27 protein-coding genes are annotated in these 24,389 nt (G+C 42.1%); 5 read left to right on the forward strand and 22 right to left on the reverse strand.

Translation table 11 applies throughout. The annotated features are described in order from the left end of the window. Nucleotides 1-71: 71 nt before the first annotated feature. The 4 genes from ACGTNI_RS13280 to ACGTNI_RS13295 form a co-directional block, all read right to left on the reverse strand. Nucleotides 72-1,373: a TrkH family potassium uptake protein gene (locus ACGTNI_RS13280; protein WP_394463269.1), complete on the reverse strand. Its 1,302-nt coding sequence runs from the start codon at nt 1,371-1,373 to the stop codon at nt 72-74. A gap of 195 nt (nt 1,374-1,568) precedes the next feature. Beyond that, entirely contained in the window at nt 1,569-1,952 is a 384-nt protein-coding gene (gene crcB, locus ACGTNI_RS13285; RefSeq protein WP_394463165.1) for a fluoride efflux transporter CrcB, read from the reverse strand. Further along, nucleotides 1,949-2,347 (reverse strand): fluoride efflux transporter FluC, encoded by a 399-nt coding sequence (locus tag ACGTNI_RS13290; RefSeq protein WP_394463167.1) that lies wholly within the window; start codon nt 2,345-2,347, stop codon nt 1,949-1,951. The genes crcB and ACGTNI_RS13290 overlap by 4 nt, the downstream gene beginning before the upstream one ends. 153 nt (nt 2,348-2,500) lie before the next feature. Beyond that, nucleotides 2,501-3,928, reverse strand: coding sequence for a SpoVR family protein (locus tag ACGTNI_RS13295; RefSeq protein WP_394463170.1), 1,428 nt, complete (start codon nt 3,926-3,928; stop codon nt 2,501-2,503). Nucleotides 3,929-4,089: 161 nt separating this feature from the next. On the opposite strand from ACGTNI_RS13295, the gene ACGTNI_RS13300 reads away from it, so the two are divergent. Then, entirely contained in the window at nt 4,090-4,749 is a 660-nt protein-coding gene (locus ACGTNI_RS13300) for a metalloregulator ArsR/SmtB family transcription factor (RefSeq protein ID WP_394463172.1), read from the forward strand. Nucleotides 4,750-4,837: 88 nt separating this feature from the next. After that, complete coding sequence (locus ACGTNI_RS13305; RefSeq protein ID WP_394463174.1) at nt 4,838-6,073, forward strand: MFS transporter; 1,236 nt, start codon at nt 4,838-4,840, stop codon at nt 6,071-6,073. A gap of 49 nt (nt 6,074-6,122) precedes the next feature. Here the strand turns inward: ACGTNI_RS13305 and trxB are convergent, their stop codons facing one another. The 8 genes from trxB to ACGTNI_RS13345 all read right to left on the reverse strand — a co-directional run bounded on the left by trxB (nt 6,123) and on the right by ACGTNI_RS13345 (nt 11,495). Continuing rightward, a complete protein-coding gene (gene trxB, locus ACGTNI_RS13310) occupies nt 6,123-7,079 on the reverse strand; it encodes a thioredoxin-disulfide reductase (RefSeq protein WP_394463176.1) in 957 nt (318 codons plus the stop codon). 205 nt (nt 7,080-7,284) lie between these two features. After that, nucleotides 7,285-7,707 (reverse strand): arsenate reductase (thioredoxin), encoded by a 423-nt coding sequence (gene arsC / locus ACGTNI_RS13315; protein WP_394463178.1) that lies wholly within the window; start codon nt 7,705-7,707, stop codon nt 7,285-7,287. A gap of 25 nt (nt 7,708-7,732) precedes the next feature. Beyond that, complete coding sequence (locus ACGTNI_RS13320; protein WP_394463180.1) at nt 7,733-9,028, reverse strand: arsenic transporter; 1,296 nt, start codon at nt 9,026-9,028, stop codon at nt 7,733-7,735. 15 nt (nt 9,029-9,043) lie between these two features. Continuing rightward, nucleotides 9,044-9,388, reverse strand: coding sequence for an ArsR/SmtB family transcription factor (locus tag ACGTNI_RS13325; protein WP_394463183.1), 345 nt, complete (start codon nt 9,386-9,388; stop codon nt 9,044-9,046). A gap of 141 nt (nt 9,389-9,529) precedes the next feature. Beyond that, the gene (locus ACGTNI_RS13330) at nt 9,530-9,688 is read right to left on the reverse strand and encodes a DUF1540 domain-containing protein (protein ID WP_394463185.1); all 159 of its coding nucleotides are present in this window, start codon (nt 9,686-9,688) and stop codon (nt 9,530-9,532) included. Nucleotides 9,689-9,805: 117 nt separating this feature from the next. Further along, on the reverse strand, nt 9,806-10,423 hold the full coding sequence (locus tag ACGTNI_RS13335; protein ID WP_394463187.1) for a YhcN/YlaJ family sporulation lipoprotein: 618 nt from the start codon (nt 10,421-10,423) through the stop codon (nt 9,806-9,808). 289 nt (nt 10,424-10,712) lie between these two features. Continuing rightward, entirely contained in the window at nt 10,713-11,213 is a 501-nt protein-coding gene (locus ACGTNI_RS13340; RefSeq protein WP_394463189.1) for a hypothetical protein, read from the reverse strand. Nucleotides 11,214-11,318: 105 nt separating this feature from the next. After that, on the reverse strand, nt 11,319-11,495 hold the full coding sequence (locus ACGTNI_RS13345) for a hypothetical protein (RefSeq protein WP_062444003.1): 177 nt from the start codon (nt 11,493-11,495) through the stop codon (nt 11,319-11,321). 160 nt (nt 11,496-11,655) lie between these two features. Here ACGTNI_RS13345 and ACGTNI_RS13350 point away from each other — a divergent pair, with 160 nt between their 5' ends. Beyond that, nucleotides 11,656-11,889: a YhdB family protein gene (locus ACGTNI_RS13350; RefSeq protein WP_062444000.1), complete on the forward strand. Its 234-nt coding sequence runs from the start codon at nt 11,656-11,658 to the stop codon at nt 11,887-11,889. Nucleotides 11,890-11,979: 90 nt separating this feature from the next. On the opposite strand, the gene ACGTNI_RS13355 is transcribed toward ACGTNI_RS13350, so the two are convergent. Both ACGTNI_RS13355 and ACGTNI_RS13360 read right to left on the reverse strand, forming a co-directional pair. After that, nucleotides 11,980-12,705 (reverse strand): SDR family oxidoreductase, encoded by a 726-nt coding sequence (locus tag ACGTNI_RS13355; RefSeq protein WP_394463192.1) that lies wholly within the window; start codon nt 12,703-12,705, stop codon nt 11,980-11,982. Between the two features lie 15 nt (nt 12,706-12,720). Next, nucleotides 12,721-14,283: a GNAT family N-acetyltransferase gene (locus ACGTNI_RS13360; protein ID WP_394463194.1), complete on the reverse strand. Its 1,563-nt coding sequence runs from the start codon at nt 14,281-14,283 to the stop codon at nt 12,721-12,723. Nucleotides 14,284-14,489: 206 nt separating this feature from the next. Here ACGTNI_RS13360 and ACGTNI_RS13365 point away from each other — a divergent pair, with 206 nt between their 5' ends. After that, entirely contained in the window at nt 14,490-14,714 is a 225-nt protein-coding gene (locus tag ACGTNI_RS13365) for a DUF3892 domain-containing protein (RefSeq protein WP_085506817.1), read from the forward strand. Between the two features lie 33 nt (nt 14,715-14,747). Here the strand turns inward: ACGTNI_RS13365 and ACGTNI_RS13370 are convergent, their stop codons facing one another. The 7 genes from ACGTNI_RS13370 to ACGTNI_RS13400 form a co-directional block, all read right to left on the reverse strand. Beyond that, on the reverse strand, nt 14,748-15,479 hold the full coding sequence (locus tag ACGTNI_RS13370; protein ID WP_394463196.1) for an ABC transporter ATP-binding protein: 732 nt from the start codon (nt 15,477-15,479) through the stop codon (nt 14,748-14,750). Further along, complete coding sequence (locus tag ACGTNI_RS13375; RefSeq protein WP_394463199.1) at nt 15,476-16,531, reverse strand: ABC transporter permease; 1,056 nt, start codon at nt 16,529-16,531, stop codon at nt 15,476-15,478. The genes ACGTNI_RS13370 and ACGTNI_RS13375 overlap by 4 nt, the downstream gene beginning before the upstream one ends. Beyond that, nucleotides 16,515-17,702 (reverse strand): ABC transporter permease, encoded by a 1,188-nt coding sequence (locus ACGTNI_RS13380; RefSeq protein WP_394463201.1) that lies wholly within the window; start codon nt 17,700-17,702, stop codon nt 16,515-16,517. Before ACGTNI_RS13380 ends, ACGTNI_RS13375 begins: the two co-directional genes overlap by 17 nt. Nucleotides 17,703-17,722: 20 nt before the next feature. Next, complete coding sequence (locus ACGTNI_RS13385; RefSeq protein WP_394463203.1) at nt 17,723-19,348, reverse strand: hypothetical protein; 1,626 nt, start codon at nt 19,346-19,348, stop codon at nt 17,723-17,725. 311 nt (nt 19,349-19,659) lie between these two features. Beyond that, nucleotides 19,660-20,865, reverse strand: a complete 1,206-nt coding sequence (locus ACGTNI_RS13390; RefSeq protein WP_394463206.1) for an anti-sigma-I factor RsgI family protein — start codon at nt 20,863-20,865, stop codon at nt 19,660-19,662. Next, complete coding sequence (sigI, locus tag ACGTNI_RS13395; RefSeq protein ID WP_394463208.1) at nt 20,862-21,602, reverse strand: RNA polymerase sigma factor SigI; 741 nt, start codon at nt 21,600-21,602, stop codon at nt 20,862-20,864. The genes ACGTNI_RS13390 and sigI overlap by 4 nt, the downstream gene beginning before the upstream one ends. A 321-nt stretch (nt 21,603-21,923) precedes the next feature. Next, nucleotides 21,924-22,709, reverse strand: a complete 786-nt coding sequence (locus tag ACGTNI_RS13400; RefSeq protein WP_394463210.1) for a PRC-barrel domain-containing protein — start codon at nt 22,707-22,709, stop codon at nt 21,924-21,926. Nucleotides 22,710-22,862: 153 nt separating this feature from the next. On the opposite strand from ACGTNI_RS13400, the gene ACGTNI_RS13405 reads away from it, so the two are divergent. Beyond that, complete coding sequence (locus tag ACGTNI_RS13405; RefSeq protein ID WP_394463212.1) at nt 22,863-23,483, forward strand: flavodoxin family protein; 621 nt, start codon at nt 22,863-22,865, stop codon at nt 23,481-23,483. 60 nt (nt 23,484-23,543) lie between these two features. Here ACGTNI_RS13405 and ACGTNI_RS13410 read toward each other — a convergent pair whose 3' ends face one another. Beyond that, nucleotides 23,544-24,359 (reverse strand): S1C family serine protease, encoded by an 816-nt coding sequence (locus tag ACGTNI_RS13410; protein ID WP_394463214.1) that lies wholly within the window; start codon nt 24,357-24,359, stop codon nt 23,544-23,546. Nucleotides 24,360-24,389 lie beyond the last annotated feature (30 nt).

A 24,389-nucleotide genomic window follows, 5' to 3' on the forward strand; every position in this document is an offset into this window, starting at 1 on the left:
ATTAAGAAAAAGAACAGGTGGAACCCTTCCACCTGTTCTTTTTTGATTCCTTTAAAAGATATGCATTTAAATTAACCGATGATAACTCGTTCAGTAGGATAGTGATAATGTTCTTTGATTTCTCTGCCTCTGATAATGAATAACAAAGAGAATATTCCAATCCTGCCTATAAACATGATTACAATGATGACAATTTTGCCTCCTGTACTTAGCTCTGGTGTGATGCCCATCGATAAACCAGTAGTTCCAAAAGCGGAAGAAACTTCAAATATGATTTCTGTCAAAGTGAATGCATCCTCAATCGTCGCCATAGTAATCACTGCAAATGCACAAATCAACGATGCAGTCATGATCACAATATAAGATCGAATAATATCTTGATGGTGAATTTCCCGGTCAAAAATCTTGATGGTTGTCTTTCCACGCGCAAAAACATAAAGGCTCAATACTGCAATCGCAAACGTAGTAGTACGTATACCGCCGCCGACACTGCTGGGAGAAGCCCCAATAAACATCAGCATTGCTATACCTAGTAAAGTTCCAGTAGCAAACTCACTGACATCCATTGTAGCTAGTCCGCCATTGCGTGTAGTGACTGATTGAAATAAAGCATAAAAGAAGCTTTCATGCCACTCTTTTCCGGCCAGGAAATTGCCTTGTTCAAAGATTAATATAAAAATCATACCTAAAGCTACCAACAGGAAAAATGTCGATGTAGTCAATTTGGTGTAAAGAGAAAAACGATAGTTATCTCCCTTATACGTTAAGAATTCTTTCAGTTCAATTAAAACAGGAAAGCCAATAGCTCCAAAAATCAATAATACTATATTTAAAAATTGCACAAAATAGTCATCGGCAAACGGGACAAGCGAGCTTCCTGTAATATCAAAACCTGCGTTCGTTGTAGCACTGACAGCAGCAAACGCCCCTTGATAATAAGCCTCCTGCCAGGTGGGAAAATATTGCAAGAAATAGGTACCCAAAATCAAAAAACCGATAAACTCAATGACAAGGATAAGTCCAAGTATTTGTTTCATCAGTTGAACAAGCCCAGAAAGAGTAGATTGGTTCTGATCCGTCATAATCAATTGTCTTTCCCGCAATCCGATCCGCTTACCAAAAAGAAGCCAAATGAAAGTGCCCAGTGTCATGATACCAATTCCTCCGAACTGAAGGATGAACATCAACACAATGTACCCTGGTACACTGAACGTATCTGCAGTAGAAACAACCGTAAGTCCGGTAACACTAATGGCACTGACGGCAGTAAACAGTGTATTAATAAAAGTCACATCGACCTCAGGACGATGGACAAATGGCAGGCTAAGCAAAATTGTAGCAATGAATACTGCTGATAGATAATATAAAACAATCTATTGGACAGAGGTGAACCGATGTATTCGATCAAGACTTTTCATTTTATGATGTTTTAGTTTAATTACATCTCACAGCTTTCGTCTTTTAATCTAATGACTATTATCCATACCCTATAGAATAAGCAACAATCCATTTCTTAGCAAGAAAAATTTCTATAAGATCGCCAGGATATATCGTTGCAAAGTTCAGGTTTATAAAAGTTCTCCTATATGTAAACCAGTGATAAAAGTGAGCAAACTGCCGATTAAGGAAAGAGATACATAAATCCAGACTTTTTTATAGCTCCCCTTCCGCACAAGCTCTACTGTTTCAACAGAAAAAGTTGAAAAAGTGGTGAAGGCGCCAAAAAAGCCTATTCCTGTCACTAGAAACCACGTATCATCATATGCATCTGCAGGAATTTCTCCATAAATAAGACCAAAAAACAAGCCAAGGCCAAAAGAGCCTATCACATTGACAAACAACATGGCTACTGGGACACGGGGATGCGGGAACCGGTTCATGATAAGGAGGCCAAACAGGTATCTTGCCATTGCGCCAAGGGCGCCTCCAATAGCAACTGCAAACATATTCATGATTCCCTCACCTTCCTATACCTTTCACTCCATTGTGTTCCCAGTATAAGCCCTCCAAAAGCAAGCAGTACGCCTCCGAATAAAGAAACTGTAAGATAAATGACGGAAGCCATAAAAGAGAATTGACTGCCGAGAACGAACGAGTCACTAGCTAATGTCGACATCGTCGTAAACCCTCCGCAAAAACCTACCCCAAGCCCTTTATTTATCCACTCTCGTGTGTTGCTATGCAGCATCCAGCCCGTAGCCACCCCCAGCATCAGACTTCCAGTAAGATTTTCAATAACCGTGCCTGTAGGGAGACCGGTTGATAATAACTCGAGATTAATCAAATATCTGAATATTGCTCCAATTGCACCACCAGCGGCAATAGCTGCTATGTTTTTATAAATCAACGCTCTCCCTCCTTTTTGATATGGAATTAGTATACCTCAATACTCTCCAATACAAAAACCCAGGAAACAGGATTCCGCCAGGGCTTTAGCATCCACCCTTCGTATAAAAAAACAACCCCTTAGCGAAATAGTCCGCTAGGGGCTGAGTGCCTGTTATAAAAACTTCTTCTGTACCTTTTTGCCACTGTAACTGAACAGTACTTCTTTCTTTTCGACTACCGTTTCCATGTGGACTGGACGCCCCCATAGCTGATAAATGTATGGCAGGGTCCGTTCCAAATATTCAAGATCAAGCTCGACATCTTCATAATGATGCTTCAGATATAGTTCCCCGTTTTTCAAGAAATCGCCGTCATTGACCGTGATATATGGGAATCCGCCGTTTACACGCATGGTTACCAGCTGGTCGCGGACAGCTTCATAATCTTTATCGGAAATCTTATAGTCCTTTCCCTGCTTTTGGAACAGATACAAATCCTCGTTTCGGCACAAATCTTTGGTGAGATAATTTCGGATGAAAGAGATATCTGACTCGATTTCACGAACTTCAAACATCTTTTCGCGCCCTGATCCAGGCTCGACTCCGCGCTTTTTCATCTCTTCCGTCGGATTGTCATAGCGTTCTTCAATATCTTCAAAGATTTTCAATCCTAAATAATATGGGTTGATTTGTGTTCGTGATGGCTGTACGACGCCTGCATTCAATTTTGCAAACTCAACCGCTTCACTGCTGGTGAGATCCATTTCCCGCAGGATTCGAGCGTGCCAGTAAGAAGCCCAGCCTTCATTCATGATCTTCGTTTCGAGCTGTGGCCAGAAATATAACATTTCCTGCCTCATCATTGTCAGCACATCGCGCTGCCACGGCTCCAATTCCCTGCTGTACTGCTCGATGAACAGCAAGATATCTTTCTCTGGTCTAGGTGGTAATTTTCTTTTTTTTCTTCTCTCAGGCTTTATGCTTTTGTCTGATGATTCACTGAGCTTCCATAAATCATCATAAGGTGTCGGCTTTGATGCTGGTTCATCGTCCTCTTCCATTTCTTCCACATCCCGCCAGGTCCACTCTAATTTGGGCCGCACCAAGGATGGATCGATATGTTCCTGGATAGCCAGTATTGCATTTAGAAAATCTTCCACTTCTTTCTTACCATATTTCTTTTCATATGCTGATATACGTTCGGCTGTTGCTGACATACTTTCCACCATATCACGGTTCGTGTTCTGGAAACGAACATTATTTTTGAAAAAATCACAGTGTGCCAATACATGAGCAACAATCAATTTATTTTGAATCAGACTGTTGGAATTCAGCAAAAATGCATAACAAGGGTTGGAGTTGATGACTAACTCATAAATTTTACTTAACCCTAAATCATACTGAAGTTTCATTTTGTGATATTGTTTCCCAAAGCTCCAATGGGAAAAGCGCGTCGGCATACCGTAAGCACCAAATGTATAAATGATATCCGCTGGACAAATTTCATAACGCATCGGGTAGAAGTCGAGCCCGAAACCCTCTGCGATTTCAGTTATTTCACTTATCGCTCTATGCAGTAACTGTTGCTCCTCAGATTTCAATTAGTTCTCCCCCTTATATGGTATTACTTCTAATGTATGAGGAGCCCGTATAGTTGATGAAAGATGCCAGAAAAAGAATAAATTCTTTCCTGTTTACGAAAAATATTATATCATGCTAATATTCAACTAATTAGTTGAATAGTTAATGAGAGGTGAAATTGATGGACGCAAGAGCTTTTAAAGATACGATATATAGTGAATTCACGCGCATTGGCAAGGTCTTGTCCAGTCCGAAACGAATAGAATTGTTGGATTTGCTGTCGCAGTCACCGAAGTCCGTTGAGACACTGTCCAGGGAAACAAAAATGTCTACCGCTAATACATCTAAACATTTACAGGCGCTATTGGATGCCCGGCTGGTTCGTTACCATAAAGAAAAAAACTTTGTGATTTATCAATTAGCCAATCCTAAGGTTGTGGATTTGTTATTTACCATTAAATCCATCGCGGAAGAGCAAATTGCTGATATAAACATCCTGCGGGAAGAATTTATCGTCAGAGACGATTCTTTAGAAACAATGGAGCTGGAAGAGTGGGAGAATCGTAAAGAAGAAGATAACTATGTGCTCATCGATGTCAGACCCAAAGCAGAGTACCTTAGCGGGCACCTGGAGGGAGCTATCTCCATTCCTATCGATGAATTGAATGAGCACTTTAAAAAAATTCCAAAGGGCAAAGAGGTAGTCGCTTATTGTCGTGGTCCTTATTGCGTTTACGCTACCGAAGCCGTTGAGCTTCTTCGATCAAAAGGGTACCATGCATCCCGATTGGAAGCAGGGATCCATGAGTGGAACCAATTTCAGGAAAGACAATTTCATTAAGGCTAGGGATTCCAATGAGTTTGCAAATAAATGAATTCTTAAACCCCTGATGAGGACTATCAGATTTCGTTTTCGAGAGGTGATAAATATGGATAACTCCTTAAATAAGATACAGGTGGGTGTAAAAGAAAACATCCTCCAATTCTCGCTATTAGTTGTTATCAACCTGTTTGTCGGGTCCATGGTTGGGTTAGAGCGAACGATTCTGCCCATCATTGGCGAAGAACAGTTTGGCCTGGCATCTACAAGTGCTGCTCTTTCATTTATAATTAGTTTCGGTTTTTCAAAAGCAATCGTAAACTTCTTCGCAGGGGACCTTGCCGATCGAATAGGCAGAAAGCACGTCCTTCTTCTCGGATGGGCTATTGGTTTATCCGTTCCCTTGCTTGTCATTTTTGCGCAAGCCTGGTGGGTCATCGTTTTTGCCAATGTGCTTCTGGGAATTAACCAGGCATTAACATGGTCGATGACGGTTAATATGAAGGTAGACCTTGCCAAGCCGACCCAGCGCGGATTAGCTGTTGGTTTCAACGAGTTCGCGGGTTATATCGGTGTGGCGTTGATGGCAGTAATTTCAGGTTATGTAGCTTCCACCTATTCGTTAAGTCCGGAACCTTTTTATATTGGAATTGCTATCGTCATTATCGGTTTCATTTTATCGCTCTTTGTAAAAAATACAGATAAACACGTAAAAGCCCAGGCTAAAAATGAAACACAACAACTGGCGGAAAATCTCTCCACAAAAGAAGTATTCAACCGGACTACATGGAAAAATAAAAACCTGGCGAGCGGCAGTTTTGCCGGTCTGACTACCAATTTAAAAGACGGAATGGCTTGGGGGCTGTTTCCGATATTCTTCTCTGCTGGTGGTTTGTCTGTCGGTCAAATTGGGACGGTAGTCGCTGTTTATCCAGCAGCCTGGGGATTCTTCCAGTTATTCACGGGCGTGCTTAGTGACCGCATTGGACGAAAGTGGCTGATAACATCTGGCATGTGGCTGCAGGCCTTGTCCCTGTGGCTGATTTTACTGGTCAACAGCTATTCAATGTGGCTTACTGGCGCTTTATTATTAGGAATCGGAACAGCTATGGTTTATCCAACGATTATGGCTTCGATCAGTGATGTCGCACACCCAGACTGGCGTGCTACTTCGATGGGTGTTTACCGTTTTTGGCGGGATAGCGGCTATGCCTTTGGAGCATTATTAGCAGGACTCATTGCGGATATGTTAGGGGTGAGCTGGTCGATCGGTCTGGTAGCTTTAATGCCTTTACTGGCCGGACTTCTGACAGCCATGCGTATGGATGAAACCCTAAAGAAATAATTGCAACTGAAATATAAAACCGACCAGCTTAAGCGCTGGCCGGTTTATTTTAAGAAGATAAGTTTTGACTCCAGTCGATGGTCACTTCGCCTTCCAGATACTTCTCGGCATCCATAGCTGCCATACAACCTGTACCTGCAGCTGTAACCGCCTGGCGGTATTTGTTGTCCTGCACATCTCCACAGGCGAACAGACCAGGAATATTTGTGTTTGTCGTACCTGGGGTCACCTGGATATAGCCGCTTTCATCGGTATCGACTTGCCCTTTCAAAAATTCCGTGTTCGGATTATGCCCAATTGCAATGAAAATGCCGTCCGCTTCAATAACTTCCTCTTGTCCGGTATCATTATCCTTCACTTTAAGGCCGGACACTTTCATACCATCAGAGATAACCTCCACTGGTGTCTTGTTCAGACTCCATGTGATTTTTTCATTGTTTTTCGCCCGATCCTGCATGATTTTAGAAGCGCGGAGTTCATGACGACGGTGCACGACATTCACTTCACTTGCGAACTTCGTCAGAAAATTGGATTCTTCCATTGCAGAATCCCCGCCGCCGACAATCAATACTTTTTTATCCCGGAAAAAGAAGCCGTCACACGTAGCACATGTACTGACACCTTTCCCCATATTCTCTTTTTCTCCTGGAATGCCGAGCATTTTTGCTGAAGCCCCGGTGGAGACAATTACGGTCTCAGCTTCCAGTTCGCCAAGTCCGTCTACAGAAAGCTTGAATGGACGTTCTGATGTATCCACATCTGTCACCCAGCCACGCTCGAAAGTTGCTCCAAAACGCTGGGCTTGTTTTTTCATATTATCCATCAGTTCCGGTCCCATGATGCCATCCGGGAAGCCGGGATAGTTTTCTACTTCTGTCGTCAATGTCAATTGTCCGCCTGGTTCCGGTCCTTCGATGACCAATGGTTTCATATTCGCACGAGCCAGGTAGACAGCAGCCGTCAACCCGGAAGGCCCAGTTCCTAAAATGATCGCTTTATGTGCCATTCGTTATTCCTCCTAAACAATTGCTTGGTTAGTTGATAGTATACCCAAAAACTGTGCACTTTTACTGAACTGCTTGTTGTGGTTCCATTATAACTATTAACCAAGCTGGATATTTTCAAAACATGTTAAGCTTTTCCCCTTAAAAAAATTAGCTTGCTCCCATGTCCCGCGAAAGTTCAAAAAAGCACCCCGGATCCAGCTTTGTTTATTCTCCTTCTTCGGCAAAACGTTTGATGCGTGCCTCGATTTCATCACGGACCCGTTGGAAGACCGCCCATTTCTCCTCTTCGGTGCCTTCAGCTTTAGCTGGGTCATCAAATCCCCAGTGATAACGTGTCACATGCGGTGGAGTCATGGGACACTTATCATTTGCATCCCCACACAAGGTAATAGCATAAGCGGCATTGTTCAGGATATCGTTATCAATAATATCAGAGGTATGATCGCTGATATCGATATCAACTTCCTTCATTGCTTTCACTGCATTCGGATTCAAACCATGGGCTTCGATCCCTGCTGATAATACTTTATACTGATCACCCAGGTACTTCTTTCCGAAACCGTCCGCCATTTGGCTGCGGCAAGAGTTTCCTGTACATAGGAAATAAATGACTGGCTTTTTAGACATAATGATTCTCCTTTTTTAACAAGATTTATATTAATAATAGCCATAGATATAAACCGATTAACGTAATGAAAAGGGTTGGGACAGTCAAAATAATCCCCACTTTGAAATAGTAGCCCCACGAAATTTTTACACCTTTTAAAGAAAGCACATGGAGCCATAATAAGGTAGCAAGTGAACCAATTGGTGTGATTTTCGGCCCTAAGTCAGAACCGATGACATTCGCGTAAATCAATGCTTCCCTGATTGTACCACTGGTATTTGTATCTGAGATCGCAAGGGCGTCAATCATGACCGTCGGCATATTGTTCATGATGGATGATAAGATAGCCGCAATGAAGCCCATTGAAATGGTAGCTGCGAACAGACCAGTATCCGCAGTCGCCTGTATGACATTAGCCAGGACATCGGTCAACCCAACATTCCGTAGTCCATAAACCACCACATACATCCCGATGGAAAAGAACACAATTGCCCATGGCGCTCCTTTCACAACTTTTGCCGTTTCCACAGCTGGACTTCTTCGTGCCATAATCAGGAAGAAAATAGCGACGATACCAGCAATAATCGATACGGGAATCCCGATGAATTCACTGGCAAAATAACCAACCAGCAAGGCACTTAATACGCTCCAGGAAAGCCGGAACATTTTATGGTCTTTGATGGCCTCTGCCGGCTTTTTCAATTGATCCATATCGTAATCAGCCGGGATATCCTTTCGGAAAAATAAATACAATACCAGGATACTTGCCCCTAAGGAAAAGAAGTTAGGTACAATCATACGAGAGGCATATTCAGCGAAACCGATATTGAAAAAGTCTGCCGATACGATATTAACGAGGTTGCTCACTACTAAAGGCAAAGAAGTCGTATCAGCGATGAACCCACTGGCCATAATGAACGGCAGAATCATGGTTTCCTTGAAATTCAAATTACGCACCATGGCAAGAACGATTGGTGTCAGAATCAATGCCGCTCCGTCATTCGCGAATAATGCGGCAACAATTGCCCCGAGCAAGGTGACATATACAAACATCCGAATTCCGTTTCCTTTAGCGATACGCGCCATATGAAGAGCCGACCATTCAAAAAATCCTATTTCATCTAAAATTAAAGAAATAATTATGATAGCAATAAATGCTAAGGTTGCATTCCAAACAATTCCTGTTACCGTCACGACGTCATTAAAGTCCACAACGCCGACGAGCAGCGCAAGAATTGCTCCTCCTACCGCTGTCCAGCCAATCCCAAGCCCTTTCGGCTGCCAGATGACCAGGACAAGCGTAATGATGAAAATTATAGTTGCTAATAATACGGAAGCCAAAAACTATTCCTCCTGTCAATCACATTGAATCCGTTTACCAGATTTCTCTAATGCTTCTAATTTTTCTTTTTGGTCCGGGATATGTTCCAGAACACTTACTACAAGTGGAAAGATCTCACTATTTTCATTCAGCTTATAAAAAATCCAGTGACCTCTGCGTTCTTCCTGGACCAGCCCTGCATCCCTAAGCTTTCTAAGGTGTTGGCTGATAGCTGGCTGACTCATCTGTAATATCTCGACAAATTCACAGACGCAGCATTCATTTCCCATAAGAAGTCCTACAATTGTCAACCGGGTTTTGTCACCGAGGAGCTTCAGCGTAGTTGCTGCTCGCTCAATGTCTACCATTGTTCTTTCCATTGCTCCACCTCCGCTACAAATCACTATATAAGCATATGCTTATATTTGCAACTGAAAATAACATTCTTTACATTTCTTTAATATTATTGCCTGCTAATTGTGAAATACAAAAAGCGTCCCCTAACAGGACGCTTTTCTTAGTTAATGAGCTTTCGGTTCGAATGTCTTACAATCGGTTTCTTTTTGATCTTCCGCTTGTTTTCCAGCATGACTGACCACATAAATTTCTGATGCACTGCATCGGTTACCTTCTACGTAATACACACAGTTATTTACTTCACAAAGTACATCTTGAGCCACTTTCCATCACCTCCCATGTTTATATTTTGCACGCTTACTTGACTCCACATGCCAAATAACTTACAGAGAGTTTTTCCCAATATAAAAACAGGCTGTTTGAAACAGCCTGTTCCGTAATTATTCTGCATCCGGGAAGATGCGATCAACCATTTCACCGAATTGACGGAAAAAGCCTTCTACCGGCTCTCCTCTATCTACATCATTGACATAGTTATCGGTCAAATCAGCAAAATCAGCATTAGCAGATACATAAACGTTGTCAATGTCATTATTTTGGTTCTTTACGATATCAGCGATTTTTTTCTTCATTTCATCACTTACATCACCGTCTTCGTTCTGACCAATATCCATTCCACCGTCGTCTCTCACACCCTCCGCGTTGTTCATCTGGTTGCCAAGGTCTGCATTGTTATTTTTTGCATCCTGGCCATCCATTACAACCGCTACATAAGCATTATTACGAGTAGTTAATACATTAGCACGCTTAACGCCTTCTACTTGATCAGCGATGGTTTCTGCTGCCTGTTCTGCAACTTCATAGTTATTGTTGCGGTTGTCATCGCGATCGTTGACATTCATGTTGTCACGGTTCGCCATGTTTTCCCCATCTCTTTCAAACTGGGTGTTTTCAATTCCATCGTTCAGGTTATCGTTTCGCGCCCCTTCATCATTAGCCTGGCAGGCAACCAGCGCAGAAGTCGCAAGAAGTCCAAGTGCAATTGCTTTTATTTTCATTTCCTGTTTCCTCCTTCTTATGGTTAGATATCGTTGATTATCTTTCCATAAAAAAAGGAAAATATACCGATGATTTTTTAGTTGGATTTAATTCACTTTAGAGAAAAAATAAATTGTTAGGAGAAACACCACATAATAAGGGAGACACCAAGTAAAGGAAGAGAGGAACTTTTGAAGAAAAGAGAGACAAAAATGAAAATAAAAGAGACAAATTTGAAGAAAAGAGAGAAAATAATCGAGGAAATGAGAGATAAAAAAAGGTGGAGGAAACATCCTCCACCTTACACTGTCAGGCTGTAAGCCCCCACCACATATTCAAAAAGACCATGTACAAAGTCAGCAAGGCATTTATAAACAGGAAGACTGCCGGAACGACTTTTAATACATTATCTATACGGGAATAGGAGAGCCTTATAAATACAACGGAAGCAATCAGTAATATATAATATGTAATGAATAATAGCCAGTAATTGCTCATAGGCTCACCAAGCCCAATCTCATAACCGATCGCAAAGATTGCCCAGACACTCAAAAACGATACAACTGCAATGGAAAACCAGCGCCGTTCGCCAGAAAAATAAATAATCCCGGCAATCCCTGCAGCTAATGTCACAACACCGAATATTTCCGTCAATATCACCATGACACGTAAGGCTGTATCAGTGCCGGCTACTGTGAAACTGAATAGCAGGAATAATCCAAACACAGCAATTCCCCAGACATTAGCGAAATACAACTGGTCTTTCCTGTCCATTCCTGTAAATAGTTGTTTTGTTCTTTCCATTTCCATAGCTGACTCAGCTCCTCCCCAACACGGATGTAATCAAAACGATTATACCATAAATTAAGCTGGTTACTCCGGGCTCGGGAAAAACCCAGAGTAACAACAGCTGGATCAATGTGTTTTTTTCGCTTTTGGTCCTTTTTTAGAGCGGTATTCTTTTCCTTTATTTTGGTCGCCGGAAGCAATTTCTTTACCGAACTCTTCGTTCATTTTTCCACCTGGAAGTTTACCGGTACGTTTGGGTGAACTTTGGTTTTTGCTTCCTTTACTTCCATTATGACTTGTCATAGTATCTGCTCCTTTCAATGGATTACCCTTATCTTCTGCCAGTAAAACCGTTTCATTCCGTTAAGTGTTGACATTTTTAGTACCAATCAACAAGGAAGATAGAACAGGATCCCGGATATAATAAAAGCAACCCTTCGCTTTAGAAAGGGGCGGAATAACGATGCATTACAGTGACTATGACAAAGCTTTATATTACACGCTTTGGGGACAATGGGACGACTTGTTAATTTTGATGGTACGGACGGAGGACCAATTCTTATCAAAAAAAATTGAAGTCTTCCTTCACGCATTTCATTATCACTCGACGGAAAAAGAAGTACTGGAATCCCATGAAAATTTACTATCCTATATCGACCATGCGATGGTATCGACAGCACCTGTCATGATGGTTTAACATTAGAAAAAACTTGGCTTAGTCTTTATGACGAAAGCCTAAGTGTTTCTCTTCAGGTATAAAAAAGCAGCCTATGAGGGCTGCTTTTTCTTATGGTCTAGGGTAGGTTTGTGTCAGTGGATGCAAATGTAATTCGTCAATCAGCATATGTTTTGGTACACCTGCCATATAGACGATCGACTCGGCAATATCTTCCACTTTGAGCCATTTTTCTTTTTCCGGTAGTCCCTGTTTACTATTCGCAAAATACGTATCGACCATACCGGGATTGATGGTTCCGACACGAATGCCTTCTTCGCGGACCTCCTGTGCCACTGCTCCCATAAATCCTTGTACCGCATACTTAGTGGACGTATATAAGGCTCCCGCTTCAGGGATTGTATAACGGGAAACATCGGAAGCCACGGTAATAATCGTGCCGAATTGATGTTTTTTCATAATAGGCAGGACGGCTTTGGTTGCAAGAAAAACACCCTGCACATTAATGGAAAATGTTTTTTCCCATTCTTCAACGGTAACATCTTCTACTTTTTTAAAAGCACCGATCCCAGCATTATTAATGAGTATATCAATTTTCCCGTAGGCTTTTTCTGTCGCCTGAACGACACGTTCAATATCGTTTTCTTTACTGACATCCGCGACAAATGACTGGATGTTTTCATAACCTTCTTCTTTTAAGCCTACTGCTGTCTCATGGATATTCTGGGAACTTCCAAGAATGGCAAGTTTCACGCCCTTTTCTGCCAACTGCCTTGCCACTTCTCTTCCTATTCCACGTGAGGCTCCAGTTACAATGGCAACCTGATCTTTTAACATCGAATCTTCCTTTCTTTACGTACGTTCTGGTTTCACCACGGTGTCTAATTTATAATCCAACTCGAATAAATCCCTTCTGCGATCATGGAGTTGTCGTACGGTTCCAGATTTACGCTGGCGCCTTAAGATTTCAAGATCGACATCACCGACAACGACGGTTTCGACGTTGGCATTACATTCGCCAACAATGCCGTCTCTTGCAAATTCAAAATCAGACGGAGTAAAAATCCCGGACTGGGCATACTGGATGTCCATATTTTCTACTTGTGTCAAGTTGCCGACTGTCCCAGCAATGACCGTGTACACTTGATTTTCAACCGCACGCGCCTGAGCACAATAGCGGACACGCAAATATCCTTGACGGTCATCCGTACAGAACGGCACAAAGATGATATTCGCTCCTTTATCGACAGCATAACGTGCAAGTTCAGGAAACTGGATATCATAGCAGATTTGGATGGCAATTTTACCGCAGTCCGTATCGAATACTTTTACAGCATCTCCCGGCTGGATTCCCCACCACTTTCGCTCATTCGGAGTGACATGAATTTTATATTGTTTTTCTATCGTACCATCTCTGCGGAAGAGATAGGAAATATTATAAATATGGTCGTCCTCTTCTACAAAATGTGATCCGCCGATGATATTAACGTTGTATTTCACCGCCAAATGGGTGAACAACTCAATATAATCTTCGGTAAATTCCGATAACCTGCGAACCGCCTGTGATGGGACTTTTTCTTCAAGAAACGACATCAACTGTGTGGTGAAAATTTCCGGGAATACAGCAAAGTCAGAACCGAAATCCGCTGCGACGTCTACATAGTATTCACACTGTCTCGCAAATTCTTCGAACGAATCGATGTTCTTCATCATGTACTGAATGACCATAATCCGGACCGGGTAGCTAGTCTTGAAATGACGCTTCGTTCTGGCACGATAATCAACATTATTCCACTCCATTAAAGTAGCGTACTTGGAAGACTGTGTATCATCCGGCAAGTAATTCGGATTGATTCGCATGACAGTAAACCCGTTCATTACCTGAAACGTCAGCACCGGGTCATAGATGCTTTTATTTAATACTTCTTCTACATAATCCCGCGGCGACATCTCCTGTTCGTATTTATGATAGTTAGGGATTCTGCCGCCAATAATGATACTTTTGAGGTTAAGTTGTCTTGCCAGTTCTTTTCTTGCTTCATAGAGGCGCCGGCCAATTTTCATCCCTCGGAATTCCGGGTGGACCATGACCTCAATGCCATATAAATTGTAGCCTTCATCATCATGATTCGTGATATACCCTTCATCGGTAATATCATCCCATGTATGTTTATCGTCATATTCATCAAAATTGACAATCAAACTGGAACAGCTCCCGATAATTTCTCCGTCATATTCCACGACGAACTGCCCTTCCGGGAAATGACGTAGGTGGCTTTCCAAATGCTCCCGCTTCCACGGTTCCATATTCGGAAAACAGACCGCCTGCAAATTCAATATAGCTTCGATATCTTTATCCTGGAGATTCCTGACCGCCAGTTTTTTTTCAAATTGGGATAAATCAAGTTTAGACATGCAATTTTATCCTTTCCTGGTAATCATTTTAGTCATAATATAGCTTACTGAAAAATGGATTCCTTTGTCTAGTTTTACCCGTTTACAGGTTTCCCTAACTGCTTATTATTTGCAACAATTAATTGATTGTATCGAGCAAATCCATATAGCTTAAACCTAATAAAATTCATAAAAGAGTACAAACTAGGATTAAGGAGGCGATCTATATGGCTGAACAAGTAGTGGCAGTAAGAAAAAATGGTGATGGGGATATCATAGAACTGAAGCTGTCTTCCGGCCAGGTTGTCGATTATAAGCAGGCCCAGCAGATGGCAGATAGTGGGGAGATCGAGCATGTTAACACCTTTCGTGGGAAAGATGGAGACAAACATCTAAGAAGTGATGCAGACGGAGACCCAACCAACAATCTCGATAACCTGCCAACATTTTAATACCAAAAAAAGAGCCTGCACACAAGCAGGCTCTTAATTATGGTCCAATGTTTCCTTACCGGCACGGACGATATTTGCCAGCTCCCCACTATAGTCGTTGGCGGGAAATTTAAGCAAGTCCTTCATCCCTCCATCAAAAACAAGCTCCCCTTTATCCATCAATAACAGTCGTTTACTCAGCCTGGTAAGCTCATACCAGTCATGACTGATATAAACGAGTGTTACCCCAGATTCATTCAACTTTTTTAGCCAATCAATGATTTCAACTTTGGCGGCGATATCTATTCCAGCCGTAGGCTCGTCTAATAGACAAATTTCCGGCTTGTGCAATAACCCAATACATAAATGAAGTTTTCGCTTCCATCCTCCTGATAAATCCTCTGTCCGTTGGTTCATCACCTCATCCAGTCGTAATACTTCCAGCATATTATTTAGGTAAGTATCATCGATTGCTGATGAACTGAGTTTACGCCAGGAATTGATTTGCTCCTTCACTTTCAACCCTTCGAACAAAGCGATTTCCTGGGAGATATAACCTATGCGTTTTCGAATGTTTTTCACCTGATTCCTGTAAGGGTAATCTTCAAAAAGCAACGTTCCGCTTGTCGGCTTTTCAATCGTAGCGAGCACTTTCAATAACGTTGTTTTACCTGCTCCATTCGGGCCAATGATACCAAGCGATTCCCCAGGTTTAATATGAAAGGTCAGATCATGAAGAATCGGTTTTCTTTTATAACTTTTAGTAATCGCTTCTGATCGGATCATACGAGTCCCTCCAGCCAAATTTGATGGAACAGCCATCCGTGCGGCAGCCATTTTTCCAAAAAAACACTATCCAAACTTTCTAAAGGTATACCTCCTAAAAGAAAGGAAACCACAATGATAGCAGCAGTGATGCTGATAAATACTCTGTGATTTTTAACGAGTATTGCCAGGACCAGCCAGCATGCATGGACAATACTGATGACGCCTGAAAGTTTCAGCAGCGATGGAAGCAGCAAAGTCCAGGAAATTTGAAATACGAAAGTAACCAGTGTAAGCACTAAAAAAGTAACACCAAGTAATATGCTAAACGACAACAGGAACAAAACAGCGTAGTAAGAATAGACATGGCCACTAGTCAGCTTCATCCGCGTCAATAAACCTGTGCGTCGATCATGGAACAGTGGTAAGTAAAGATAAGCAGCTGCTCCCATGAGATATACAAGTAAGATGGAGAACACTCCCTGCACCGCCAATGGAATTGTTTCTTTCTCCTTCTCAAGCCCGCTGACCCAATGGAAATCCATTTGAAAAAGTGGCTTTGGCTGCCAATAACTATCCGCTTGTGTAAACGTTTCTCCCCAAACCGAATCCCCCTGATACTCCGCAGCGAATTGAGCGGCTTTACTGTTAAGGAGGAGACGGGTCGCTTCTGAAGCGACCTTTTCTTTTGCAAAAGCGTCGAAAGCGGAATCTTCAGAGCGAAGCCAACGGATTGTCTCCTCAGTTTCCCCGGTTCTCAATTGTTCTTCAAAACCAGCATTCATAAGGAAAGCTGCCTCTAACTCTCCGATCTGTACCAGCCTTTTTGCTTCCTCCAAATCGAGTTTTTTCAGGTTAAGGCGTTCATTTTCTCCAAGCCGCTCATAGACGAGTGAAGAAAACTGCGTATTATCCTTATCCACCCACCCTACTGGAATTTGACTCCCCGATAGAGTCGCAGAAAGAAACGGATAAACTCCAACAACACACACGAATGGAAAGAAAACCAGAAATAACAGGCTTCTCCAACGTTGCATGAACCGGATAAATTGCAGTCTAAGCTGGGTACCCATGGCGCTTCTCCACCTTCCGAATAATAAGCCATCCTGTAAGGACCAGTGTCAGTCCCCACCCAGTGGGAACAAGCAAGAAAAATGGGGATGTCTCCTGCAGCCCCTGATAGATATGGGGCCAAGGTAATACAGCCTGCGCATGACTCAGCCACTCAGGCAAATAACTGCGTGGAATTAACACTCCGCTTGCCAAGAGTAAAGGAAGCGATAAGACAGCATACCATAAAGCAGCTTCCACTTTGCTTCTGGTAACAGCAAGGAAAAAAGCTGCCAGAGCCGCTTGTACCAGTGCATGAAACAAAAGCAGCAACTGAGAGGATTGCAGTGCTTCTTCGACGTAGAAACCATAACTGAAGAAAAATATCTCATTCCCAATTAAAGTAAAAATAAAGAACAAGACGGCATGGACAAGATAAATACGTCCTCTTCCTATATCCATCGTTTGCAGCCGATCCCTCACACCACCGTGCAGCAACGACTGTCGGGAAGCAATGAATAAGCTAAGCGCCACCCACGAACCCATCATCCAGGCAGCTATGGCAGCATGATTCTTCCACCCAATGGATGCTCCTCGCTCTATGTTTTCCGTCACAAACAGACCATTCCGATCTAGCGCCTCCAATGTAAAAGTAATGATGACCTGCTGCATCAATTGTTGCCGCTCTTCCGAATTTTCCATAGGTTTTATTACTGATTCATAAACAGCATTGACGCCACTTTGTGCGGCAGATATGTAACTTGCTGCACTGTCCAGTAATAACTCCACAACACCTGACTCTAACGGTTGTTTGTCATTAAGCCATACTTCCATTGGAGTGTTAGTACCGTTTCTTAAATCAGCAGTGAACCCTGCTGGAATGATTACGGCCCCTGTCCATTCCCCGTTACGGATCCCTTTTGTTACTTCATTCATTTCTCCCGGTATAAACCGTAATTGATCGTTTAATGTCTCGTCTTCCTGCAGCTGGTTGATCAGGGACTTCGTTTCAAAGGTCTGGTCCTCATCAACTACAGCAACCTTAATCGGCTCGTTCTCTCCATTCAGGAACCCTGCTATTCCATAGCCTAACAATCCTAAAAATAAATACGGTGCAAATACACACAAAAAAAGAAGGAGCGGCCGTCTGGCAGCCGCTCTGATTTCTAGCAAAAAAAGCGAGATGCTTTGCACGACCGTTCCTCCTTCACTCTTTAAAAGGCTCCCAGCCCTCCAAAGTTACCGAACATATCCATATAATATTTTTGCAGGTTCATTTCTATTTCCTGCATAATTGATTCCATTTCCTGATCACTTGTTTCCATTACATTCACTGTTCCGGTTTCTGCAAGGTCAGGAAAATCTAACGTATCCGTGAATTCTGTATCGGTAGTAATATTAAATTCGACCATACCACTGACAGGACCTGTCATTGGGTCCTCCATAGCGAAATCTATCCCGACATCCAGGTTTTGATTCGCCTTCTCCCCATCTAATTCAGCAGTTGTATTGATATACCCACTCAGTTCAGGAACGAGACCACCGGCAAAAGCGGCGCCTTCCATTATTATATCAAAAGTTGTTTCGCTGCTTGCCCCTTCCAGAACAGAAGAAAGCGTCACTCCTATAGTAGAGGGCTGGCCTTCCTCTTCCATCGAAAAGGAAATATCATGATCCACATGAAGCGCTTCTCCGGATTTTTCTCCGTTTTCATCCAGACGGAAGGAGAATATTCCATCTTCACTGGATGGTACAACTTCCATTGCTACCTTAGAGGTATAAGCTTCATCCTTTTCCTCATAATTCGTATGGAATGAGATAGCTGCTGATTCCTCTGCTTCTGCATGACTTAACGTAAAATTGATATCCCGGTAAGCAACTAAATCCCCGTCAAGATAGGCTTCCAGCTTGAAACCATCTGGCATTTGAATATTATCTACTTCTTTTTCTAAGTCTTCCACAGCAGATTTCCCATCCTCGACATCCCCTGCAGCCATATTCAATTTCATTTGTGCATCAACCAAATTCCAAATACGCTCATCATCTTTCAATTTATTTAACAATACTTTTATAAGATCTTTTGATTCTTGCTCCGAAAGGTTCAGGGTTACTTTGTCATACTTTTCGTTTTCATAACGTACCCCGTTTTCCATTTCGAATTGATCTTTGTCCAGTTCTTTGAGCAATGTTGTCGTATAGTCTTTCGCAATCTCATCCAATTCATCAGTTGTCAAAGTGGCAGATTGGTATTCCGCCAGGTTCGGCAGTTCTTCCATACCGGCCGCCTCTTCCCCGTGCTTACGCAAAAATTCACCTAGTTGATCGTTTGGCAAGGTGAAATAGTCTTCATAGAGAAAGGGAACTTTTAAAGCTGCTTGACTTTCGTTCTGGTAAAATTCTGCATTTCCCAGGCTCTGACCTTGGAACAGCAAGTCTAACGCCATGAACGTCTCTTTAGAACCAGGATCCATCATATGCTCTGTCTCTAATTTAGCAGACGAAACCATCCCTTTAATCATTGGGAGCATGGTACCGAATGACTGAGCCCCTTCCTCGACATTAAAATCTGCTGTCACCGTAGAAGAGCTATGGTAAGCACTTTCGGTCATTTTCTCTTCCAATTCTTCCATTTGTTCGGATTGGCTTTCCAGAAATGTCATCTGTTTTTCGATTGTATTCTGCTCCGATGTCAAATAACGAGCCATTGGATCTTTATCCTTCATGACACCGAAAGCAGTGGCACCAATTCCCGCAACAATGATAACCGTCACCACTATAAATATCCAGTTTTTCATCCCACCTCTTCCTTTAGCGGTCCCCTTGTTTCGTTGGTTGCTCATGCTTCTCCCCCTATTTTGTGTAATCCTTCACCCTAATTGTTATACGACTCTGGCTACTAAAAGTTTCATAAAAATACTAAATATTACAAGTTGATGTCAGTATACTATTTTCCAAGAAAAATAGATATATGTATTTACTTGTCCCATTAATATTTATTCACCTTCATTGAAAACCATGTTAAAAAAGATAAGCAGCCGCCAATTCCTCCTGAAGACAGACCATTTTTTTTCTTTTACTTACCTCCTTTATAACTGAAATATATTTATTTACAAAAAAACGCAGGCCATAATCAAGCACCTGCGATTCTCGTTCATTTTCTATTTTCTTTTTTCTCGTGCCCTGGAGGTTGATTGTCTTTGCCTGTACCTTTTTTCTTTTGACCAGGGGGAGTCTTACTATTATCCGGTCTTTCCGTAAATTTATTTTTAGGTTTATCTGCACCAGAAGGAGAATGACCCTTCTTTTTTTCTTGACCAGGTGCCTGTTTTTCTTTCACCTTGTCGTTTGCTTTAGTGGAAGGTTCATTCCCTTTTGTATGATTATCTTTTTTCTCCCCTGTATTTTTTCCAGGCTTTTCCTTTCCAAGCCCTTTTCCTTTCCCTTTCCCTTTGCCAGGATGATCGTTCTTCTCACCAGGCGATGACTTTTGGTCTCTATCCTGTTTTTCCTGACCAGGAGGAGTTGTTTGTTTCGCTTTTTCAGATTTAGCCGGCTTTTTCTTTGGTTTCTCTTCGTTTTTCTTCACGGGGTCCTTTGGTTCTTCTGATTTATAAAAAGATTGAATAATATCCTTATCTTCCCCATCCAGCTGTTGAACCTCGCTGATGGAAACACTCTCGTCTTGTCCAGTGGAACTGTCGGCCGATATTGTTTCAGCCATATATTGATTGACCGGCTTGTTCACTTCTTTGGCCTTGGTACGGACACTTTCCGGTACAACAAAAGCCGCTACACTTAAAGTGGCTAATTGTTCATCGACATAATCTTCGATCTCTTCGGTAAAATCAAATTCCAGCTCTTCGTTCAAATAACTTACCCCTACCAGGACGCTGTCAAGCTCGTTCATCATCCCTTGTTTCTCACTAAGCTCTACAAACCGGACAATCACTTCTTCTGCAGCTTTATGCTTCCATGAGGAAAATTCATCGAGCAGTTTAGCTGCATCCTCATTATGGGGAATCATATCCAGTACCTGTCTGTCTTCATTAATTTCCATTTCAACACTTGGGTTGATATCGACATTTACATAAGCATATGCTTTATTACTGTCATACCAGGAATATAAAGGTAAAAGTGCAAGAAGAATTGCTGTTACCATTGCTATTATCCGCAGCTTGGCATGCTGCTTTTTCAACAGAAAAAATCCAGCTGATCCCTTTCTTTCCGGCAGAAGCTCGTAATGGGATTCCATTCCGACTTCTACATCATTCAGTGGTTTTGCTTTGTGAAAAGAACCAAACTCGGTAAGAACAATGGTATAACCACGGTGGTGTTCCATGACAATTCCTTTTCTCACAACCCCACCCCCTTAATATAGTCTTTTAGGTACACATATTCTTCACTAAGAATGATGACCATCGCCAGAATAAATTTCCGATTCCGTTCCAGCGTTTTCTTACTGACATCCACACGGCCAACGAGATCTTTGATTGGCAGTCTGCCCTTTTTCAAGACTTTTTCCCTAAGTTCTACATCTCCATAAATCACCCTGGCTACCCGAATCGCTGATTCACGGGCGTCCCGGTGCTGAGGAGATACTTCGGTAAGTTCTTTGAAAGATAGCTTGTACTGCTTCAACTTCAATTGAAAATCCTTGATCTCTTCCCGTCGGTACCATGCTTCTGTCTGGCGTTCATATTGTTCTTTAGCGGCCGTAATTTCAGATGGGTTCTCCATCTGTTCTTCATTCTCATAATCTTCATCAAGGGAAGCAGCCATCAAGTGGCGCTGCTCATTCCGGATAAAATCAATCACCTTGCGCTTAATAACCAGGCGCGCAAAAGATAAGAATGAGCTTCCCTTTTTGGAGGAGAAGGAGTCGATCGCTTCATTGAATGCCATCAGCCCGATGCTGAATTCATCATCCTTATGTTGATCAATGTACCGTTTACATACTTCAGAAACATTTTTGGCGATAAAAGGTTGATATTGTTGTAAAAGGTGATTACGAATTTCTTCGTCTCCCGCTTGTGCTAATGTCACTTGCTCATTAAGGGAGGTGTCAGTTTTCTTATCAAACAGACTCCTGATCAACCTTTACCACCTCCAGCTATTAAGAAATTTCGTGAGAGCCTTTTATTTTATGGGTGTTCTTATCAAAATTCTTTCAATTATGTTACAAAGATGTTTCAACCAACCTTATTTCTGAAGTATAACCTAACTATATTAAGGGGCCTATTCTATTACTAAAATGTTCAACGTGACTATCTTATCGAATTATCATCCTGTTATCTAGCACAGGTTGTTTACATTTTATTAAATGATGATTTCAAAATATAGGCCCATTTTCCTGTGGACAATATCCAGGTAAGTAAAAAGCCCCACCATCTGGTGAGGCCTTAAACTATATTCGTATTACTGCCAATAGGGTTCCTTGCGATACTTTTGATAAATTATCTCTTCGAATTCTTTTGTCACTCGTTGGTCTTTCTCATAATTAGGACCTTCTTCAATCGTTTCCAGTTTTAGATCAATATAAAAATCATTCGCTAACCAATCTACCGACTGCAGCCAATCAGGCGATAACAGCACCCGTTCCTTTGTGGACCATTCACTCGTATCTACAAGTAAATATCTTATTCTCCAGGTATCCTCATCAATCGTTATATCTTTTATATAGCCGATTTTGCCATTTTCTCCGTGCACAACTCCGTGTTTAAACTCACCTTTAATATTTTCGGTACTGCGCAGTTTATCATTCCTGCCATGAACATTATCATTGATCGGGGGTTCCTTTGTCGTTTGGGGCTCAGCTGCTCTTGCTGGTTCCTCCATCGGATCCATTGGTGTCAAATAGCCGCCCCATAGAAATTCACCTGTCCAATATTGTTTCCAACCAAAGGTATCGGACAATTCCATTTCTTTCTCATAAGAAAAGTCCTGCTTTTCCTCCAAGGCCGCATTATTCCGTATATCTTCTTTATTATTTTCCACATGGATTACTTGTTCTTCAGTGTCGACTGCTTTTACCCCGGAAGGAGAGACTACCACTTTCTTTCCAGGCAGCCATTTCCTTGTATCAGCCACTAAATAGCGGACCGTCCATTTCCTATCATCAAAATATAAATCTTTCACTTTACCAAGCTCTCCGTCCTTTGCCTGAATATTATAATTTTTTAATGTGCTCGCAAAATATAACATGTAACCCCTCCTCATGAAAGGCTGGTAATTTATAATTGTTTTTCCCTTTGTAATCTATAGTGAAACTTAGAAGGTAAGTTGTTCCGAGTGGTTTAGCTCTTTTTCATAACAGGTATAAACACAGTAAGATTGATGGCGAAAGGAGGGTAAGGATTGAAAGCTGTTCTATTAAATACGACATTAAAACGAGGAACAGACGCCAGTGAAACAGAACAATTACTCCACGAAGCAACAAAAATATTACAGAGGGAACAGATCGATACGAACCGGATCCATTTAAGAGATTTCCATATCTCTTTCGGTATCACCGACCGTCTGGATGGCGATGATGATTGGCCATTCATATTCAATAAGATTAAGGAAGCCGATATCGTAATTATCGGGACACCGATTTCCATGGGAGAAAAAAGCAGCATCGCCAGTCTGATACTGGAACGGCTTCAAGGTTATCAAAAGTTACAAAATAAAAAGGGTCAGTCCCTTTTTTATAATAAAGTTAGCGGGGTGGTCGTAGCCGGAGCAAAAGAAGATGGCGGCCGCTCTGCTGCTCAGTCAATTTTCTATCAACTTTCTATGATTGGATTTACCATCCCTCCCCATGCGCACGCCACCTACGAGGGGCGACATGATTCAGGGCAAGAAGAAGCAGTAGATATTTCCCAAGATCATGTTGCACTCGATAATATTGAACGAATGACTTACAATTTGATTCATTTTGCTGAATTATTCAAGTTCCACCCCATCCCCACCCTGGGAAACGTGATAGATTCATGAGTTCCTCCCTCTAACTATTCAAAAAGATCCCCGTTACACAGGTAACGGGGATCTTTCTGTTTATTGCTCAGTATTTTCATGGAAATAATCAATCGGGACCGCAAGTCCGACTTTCCCATACTCGTCGTGTTTTAGTGTGGCGAATACCACACCTATCACTTTCCCTTCATCATTGATAACAGGACTCCCGCTGTTTCCCCTATACACTGGGGCATCAAGCATCATCACAGGCTTTTCCCAGTTGTCCAGCTGCGTATAATCAATGATGGTCCCCTGGTTGGCAATTCCTGTAAAACGAAGGGGGTTACCAATAAAATAAAAGGATTCATCCGATTCAAAGGCAGTTCTTTCTGCCAGCTCAAGATGAGGAAGAGACTCGCCATCCACCTCCAGAACGGCCAGGTCGACATCAGGGTAAGAAGCCTTTACCTCTGCATGGAACAACCCTTCCTCTGGAAAAGCTACAGATATCCTCTTTTCATCCTCAATGACGTGATGATTTGTAATAATTGTGCCATTACTTGATATAGCGAACCCCGTCCCTTTACTTTCTCCCCCTTGAACAACTACTACAGCATCCTGATACTCGTCAACATCCGGGTTAGCAGATAACTTAGCAGAAGTGACCAAAAAATCAATGGCAGGGATCGAATAAGTTTGCGGGATGACCGCTGCCAGATTCAAGACCATTACGATAGCGACAAGCCAAAACGCCCATTTGGGAAACGGGCGACCAGGCTTCTCTTTTTCTTCACGGGCACGAGCGATGGCTTTTCGCTTTTCTTGCTGGACAAGCTCATACAACTCTTCTTCATCTAATTCTTCATAAAGATCCTCATCAATTATATCTTTCTTCTGTTCATCTTTCCCCATCATGCCGCCACCTCAATAACAGAATGCAGGAAA

Origin of the sequence: Thalassobacillus sp. B23F22_16 (assembly GCF_043496955.1) — a bacterium.
Classification (GTDB): Bacteria; Bacillota; Bacilli; order Bacillales; family Halobacillaceae; genus Thalassobacillus; species Thalassobacillus devorans_A.